This window comes from Nocardia sp. NPDC004722 (assembly GCF_053601505.1).
This window is the reverse complement of record NZ_JBSGBY010000519.1, coordinates 1-6,124: the sequence shown is the minus strand read 5'-3', so window position 1 is coordinate 6,124 and position 6,124 is coordinate 1. Positions and strand designations below refer to the sequence as shown.

The 6,124-nt window shown below is 69.2% G+C and carries 4 protein-coding genes and 1 pseudogene; all 5 read left to right on the top strand.

Going from position 1 to position 6,124, the window contains the following annotated elements:
• A partial coding sequence (locus ACWELQ_RS35215; protein WP_452401340.1) for an MspA family porin occupies positions 1-437 on the top strand: 437 nt, incomplete at its 5' end.
• A gap of 69 nt (positions 438-506) precedes the next feature.
• Positions 507-2,516 carry a hypothetical protein gene (locus ACWELQ_RS35210; RefSeq protein ID WP_452401339.1) on the top strand — a complete coding sequence of 670 codons (2,010 nt, stop codon included), beginning with the start codon at positions 507-509 and terminating at the stop codon, positions 2,514-2,516.
• 2 nt (positions 2,517-2,518) lie between these two features.
• Entirely contained in the window at positions 2,519-4,021 is a 1,503-nt protein-coding gene (locus ACWELQ_RS35205; protein ID WP_452401338.1) for a hypothetical protein, read from the top strand.
• The gene (locus ACWELQ_RS35200) at positions 4,011-5,519 is read left to right on the top strand and encodes a glycosyltransferase (RefSeq protein WP_452401337.1); all 1,509 of its coding nucleotides are present in this window, start codon (positions 4,011-4,013) and stop codon (positions 5,517-5,519) included. Before ACWELQ_RS35205 ends, ACWELQ_RS35200 begins: the two co-directional genes overlap by 11 nt.
• A pseudogene (locus tag ACWELQ_RS35195) lies at positions 5,516-6,124 on the top strand (ABC transporter); the annotation flags it as partial. The gene ACWELQ_RS35200 and the pseudogene ACWELQ_RS35195, both read left to right, overlap by 4 nt.

Below are 6,124 nucleotides of genomic sequence, written 5' to 3'. Positions count from 1 at the left end.
ACGCCGCCGCACTGGCCGAAGTGCCGGCCGACGGCAATTGGGAAGACGGCTGGATGGACGGGATCGCCGGTGGGCAGCTCAAGACCGGCTATCACGTCGGCTGTTCGGTGACCCTGCCCAATGGCAACGTCGGGGCGATCCCCCAGGTCTATGTGCCGACCGCGAATCTGTCGTCGAGTCCCGGGGTGGCGATCATCGGGCCGAACATCCAGGTGCCCATGAGCGTCAACCTCGCCCCGGGCGAGGTGAAGGACATCGCCGTCGCCGACAAGGATCTGATTCCGGGCAAGCAGGTCCAGATCATCATTCGCGATTTCCACATCGCGGTGAATCAGTGCGCCGGGCCGGTCTCCATCCGGCAGTACACCTACATCTACGCCAAATCCGCCGAAACCGATGACAGCGGTGCGGTTTTCGGCGACCCCACCTGGTTGTAACCCGGTTCGGACACGCACCGGGCTCCGAGCCATCGCCATGGCCTGACCTCCGCCCCTGGGAGCCTCCGCATGATCTCTCGCACGTTCATGTCCCGCAGGTGGTCCGGGCGGTGTGCCGCCACGGCCGTCCTCGCGGTCGCGACGCTGTCGCTGCCGGTCGGCATGCTGTCGGCGCCTGCCGGGTTGCTGTCGCCGGTCGGGTTCGGACGGTTACCCGTGGCGCACGCCGAGCCCGGGGATCATCCGATCGCGTTGCAGAGCCTGGGACTGGGCAAGTCGCTGCAATTCCCCGGGCGTGAGCACGAGGTGACGCTCACGCTGCCGCTGCTGCCGGGCCTCGCGCCGACCGCGATCACCGGCACCGTGCAGGCGCCGCCCACCCTGGCGCGGGGCAGCATCGAGGCCCGCTCGGATCAGCGGCTGCTGGATCGGGTGGGGCTGCCGCAGGATCCGCGTGCGCCGATCCGGATCTCCCTGGCCGGGGCCAAGCTTCAGGGTGCGGCCGTGAGTGTCGCCTTGACCTCGGCATTGCTGCCGGACGCCGGTATCTGCCCGGAGGATTGGCAGGGGCAGCCGCTGACGCTGACCGATGCCGCGGTGATCTACTCCGGCGAGGAGGCGCAGCCGTCGACGGTGGCGGAATTCCTGCCGCCGGTGCTGAATCGGCTGACCGTGTACACCCCGGCGCAGCCGTCGACCACCGAGAGCTCCGCGGTGCTGTCGCTGACCACGGCGGTGACCGCGCGCTACGCGAATCAGCCTGTCGCGGTGGATATCCGGCCGATCGCGAGCGGCGCGACACCGCCCGATCATCCGCCCGCCTTCCTGGAACGGCAGATCGTGGTGCGCGAGGCCGCCGACGCCGGGCTGCGCCTGACCACCGGGCCCGCGCCGCTGCTGACCGTCTCCGGTGACGCGAAGGCGCTGCCGACCCAGATGCGTTTGCTCACCAGCGATCTCGCCAAGGCGGCGCTGGGCACCTCGGCCACCGCGCTGGGCCTGCCCGCGGCCCCGCAGCTGGCCCCGGAAACCACCACGCTGGCCGCGCTGGGACAGAACCGGCTCAGCGCGACCGCCATCGGGTATGTGCGCATCGACTTCACCGTCGATATGACCCGGCTGGGACGGCCGTCGCGGAATGTGCGAATCAACCTGTACGGCAATCACACTCCGCTGCCGGACACCCTCAACGGTCAGCTCGCCGTGACCGTCGGGGACCGGCAGCTCGCGGCCTGGCCGGTGACCTCGTCGGGGCATTTCGACGGGTGGGTCGACATCCCGAACGCGCTGCTGACCCGCTTCACCACGGTGTCGGTGACCCTGCAGCAGGCGGGGCTGACCCACGGGTGTGGGCTCGAGCAGCCGGTGACGCTCACCATCGATCCCGACGGCGCCGTGCAGAGCGATACGGCGACCCCGCCGGTGCCGGGCGGTCTGGGCGCGGTGCCGCAGGGCCTGTTGCCGCGGGTCCAGATCGGTATGAAGACACCGGGATTCGCCGATACCGTGCGCGCCGCGCAGGTGCTGATCGCGGTGCAGCGGCTCACCTCGGTGCCGTTGCGCCCGGAGCTGGTGAGCTTCGACGACGCGGTCCGCTCGACCCTGCCCGCCGTACTGATCGCCGCCGACGGCGATGTCCCGCAATCGATCACGCTGCCGCTGTCGCGCAGCGGCGAGACGCTCACCGTCTACGGCGACGACGCGGAACTGGAGACGAAGATCGACCTGCGCCCGCCGCTGAATTTCGGTTCGCTGCAGGCCACCTGGACCGGGAAGCGGACGGTGGTCGTCGCCACCTCCACCCAGTCCCCCGAGCACCTGGACCGGCTGCTGACCTGGCTGGTGGCCGATCCGGATCGGTCCTTCCGGCTGAGCGGCCCGACGCTGCTGCAGGTGGGGGACCGGGAGCCGGAGCTGTTCGATCCGGCCGTGAACCTGGCCGCCGAGATCGCCGCCAACGGGTCCGGCAATTCGCCGATTCCGCTGGCCCGGCGGCTCGCGCTCGGCGGCGGGGTGGCGCTGGCGGCGGGTCTGCTGGCGGCGGTGGTGATCCTGCTACCGCGGCGACGCCGGCGCTGATCATGACCACCGCCACCGGATCTCGCACCCCGGGCCGGACCGTACCGTGGCTGACACTCGCACGGTTCGGCCTGGTGGTCGCCGCCACACTGCTGGCGTTCCGGCATCTGTTCGCCGAACTGGCCGAGGATGTGCGGCAGGGCTCGGACATCGGCTACATCTTCGCGGTACCGGTGCTCGGTGTGTTCGCGACCCTCGGGCTCGCGCTGCGCCGCCGTCCGGAGTTGCCGATCTACGACCGGCAGACCGACATCATCGTGGGGTTGCTCGGCTCGGTGGCGACCATCGCGCTGCTGGGACTGCTGGTGCAGCGCTACCCCTACGAATACGAAGTGCTGCACCTGGATCTGATCGCGCTGCCGCTGTTCGTGATGAGCATGAGCATCCTGCTGTTCGGGCTGCGGCCGGTGTTCCGGTTCTGGCCCGCCTGGCTGCTGGTGCTGCTGTGCTCGATCCCGACGTTCTATCTACAGGCGGTCATCACGCTGGGCGGCGGTCACCGGGCGGCGGCCGAGGCGATTCTGATTCCGGCGGCCGCGGCGGCGGCCATCGCGGCGGGCCGTACCCGCAGGCGGGCGCTGGTGGCCGCGGCGTGCGCGCTGGTGTTCGGTGTGATCACCCTGGTGGTGCTGCGGATCTGGTTCATCGACGCGCCGCTGTTCGCCTATCAGATGATTCCGCCCTGCGTCGCGGTGTTCGCGACGGCGACGATCATGTACCTCGATCACCGCAACTGGACCTCGGTGCGGCCGCTGGGCCGGTCACTGATGCCGGTGACGGCCAAGCGGTCGTGGAGCGCGGCCGCGGCGGTGGTGTTCTCGACCGTGGTCGTGATGCTGATCCCACTGCCTGCCGAATATCTGATCAGCGCACCGAAATTCGCCGGGCTGACGGTGGCCGAAACACCGCAGGTGACGCCGGGCTGGCAGCTGCTGGGGGAACGTCAATATCCCTGGGCACCGCGCTATTTCGGGCACGGCACCTCCTGGACCCGGCAGGGCTGGCAGGCCGCGCGCGGGAATCCGCAGTGGGACAAGGAATCCCGACGTCGCCGCATCATGGTCGATATCGTGCGCTCCGACGAGCCGCACACCCTGGGGCGCTATCCGGAGTTCGTGATGTACCGGCTCAGCCAGCCACGCATCAGCCCGCCGGTGCGCGTCGACCTCGGGCACGGGGTGACCGCCCGGCTCAATACCGTGCTCGACGACCGGCGGCTGCTGAGCTGGACGTGGCTGAGCTGGACCTGGCAGGGGCGCGACGGCACCGAGCGAATCAGCCTGGTGGCGGCCGACAATCACCTGCCCGACGCCGAGTTCCCGCAACCGGAGCCGTCAGTCACCGGGACCTTCGAGAACCTGATGCACCAGATTCTGCGCGGCAATGCGGTGATCACCGACCCGGAATCCGAGGCGGGCGACCCGGATTCCGAGCACAAGGACCGCGACATGCTGACCGAGGTGGCGCGCGCGATCGTGTCGACGGGAGCCGGTGATGAGCACTGATCCGCCCGAGATGAGCACCGATCTGCCGGGTCTGGCCACGCCCGAGGAGCGAGAGCACGCGCTGCACGTCGCGGTGCACGGTCTGCGGGAGAACGATCCGATGGCCTCGGCCTCGGTGGCCTTCCTACCGTGGCAACGCAATTCGGCGATCGCGGTGGCGGTGCTGGCGGTGGTGTGCGCGGTGTTCTTCCCGCTGCCGACGGTGACCGTGCTGGTGGCGGCGTGCACGGTCGGCTACATGGCGGTCATGGTGGACCGGGTGCTGATCTTCGCGCGCGGCATGTCCCGCGACGCCATCCTCACCGTGGACGACGACACCGCGCGGGCGCTGCCCGAGAAGGATCTGCCGCCGTACACGATCCTGGTGCCCGCCTACGGTGAGCCCGAGGTGGTCGGCGATCTCATCGCGGCGCTCAACGGCCTGGACTATCCCCGCGACAAGATGCAGGCGCTGCTGCTGCTCGAAGAGGACGACGATCCCACCATCGACGCCGCCCGCGCCGCCGGAATCGGCACGGCCGGAAGCGAACACATCACCATCGTGCTGGTGCCCGCCGCCGATCCGCGCACCAAACCGAAGGCCTGCAACTACGGATTGCACGCCGCCACCGGCGATATCGTCACCATCTACGACGCCGAGGACATTCCCGACCCGCTGCAACTGCGGCGGGTGGTGGCGGCGTTCCGGACGCTGCCGCGCTCGGTGGTGTGCATCCAGGCCAAGCTGGCCTTCCACAATGCCCGGCAGAATCTGCTGACCGCCTGGTTCACCATGGATTACGGGCTGTGGTTCGGATTCCTGCTGCCGGGGTTGATGCGTTCGAGCGCGCCGATTCCCTTGGGCGGCACCTCGAATCACTTCCGGCGCAATGTGCTGGTGGCGATCGGGGCGTGGGATCCGTACAACGTGACCGAGGACGCCGACCTCGGGGTGCGGATCGCGGCGCGCGGATACTCCACGGCCGTCATCGATTCGGTGACGCTCGAAGAGGCCAATCCCGATCCGATCAACTGGATCCGGCAGCGGTCGCGCTGGTACAAGGGCTATCTGCAGAGCTGGCTGGTGCACGCGCGCCGGCCCCGGGAACTGTGGCGCAAGATCGGGCCGACCAGCTTCCTGCGGTTCACGCTGATCCTGGCGGGCACGCCGATCATCGCGTGCCTGAACCTGATCTTCTGGTTCGTCACGCTGGCCTGGGTGCTGGGGCAGCCGGAGGTGATCGAGCGGATCTTCCCGGCGGCGGTGTACTTTCCGGCGCTCATCGCGCTGGTGCTCGGCAATGCGGCGACGGTGTACATGAATCTGGTGGCGTGCCGGGAGAACGGGCGGCCGGATCTGCTGCTGGCGTGTCTGCTGTCGCCGCTGTACTGGCTGCTGATGGCGGTCGCCTCCACCAAGGGGTGCTGGCAGCTGTTGCGCAATCCGTCGTACTGGGAGAAGACGTTTCACGGTCTGGGTACCACCGACAGCTCGACTTCGGCGGAGGGCGCGTCATGAACCGGATACGCACACCGCAATTGATCTTCGCCGGGTCTACGGCGCTGTACCTGGGCACGGGCGCGTTCGTGACCGCGGGGCGCGCCGATCTGATGGGCGACGCGTTGAGCCGGGTGTCGGCCACGCAGTCGGCGCTGCTGAGCCGGGACCCGCACCTGTCGGCGATCGGGTTCGTGTTCACGCCGCTCACCTCGTTGGCGCAGTTGCCGTTCGTGGCGGTGTCGGGGTGGCTGCCCGGCATCACCCGGTGGGGGCTGTCCGGGGTGCTGATGACGGCGCTGTTCATGGCCGGGGCGGTGACCATGGTGTGGGGCATCGGCGTGGATCGTGGTGCGCCGCGCTGGTTGTGCGGGCTGGTGACCGCGGTGTTCGCGATCAATCCGATGGTGGTGTTCTACGGCGGCAACGGGATGAGCGAGGCGCTGTTCCTGTTCTGTCTGTGCTGGGCGGCGCGGCGGCTGATGCGGTGGATGCGCACCGATGACGTGGATGATCTGGTGGCGTGCGGGATCGCGCTCGGGCTGGGCTATCTGACCCGCTACGACGCGCTGGCGCCGGCGGCCGCGGCGGCCACGTTGGTGTTCGCGGTGAGCTGGTGGCGGCGG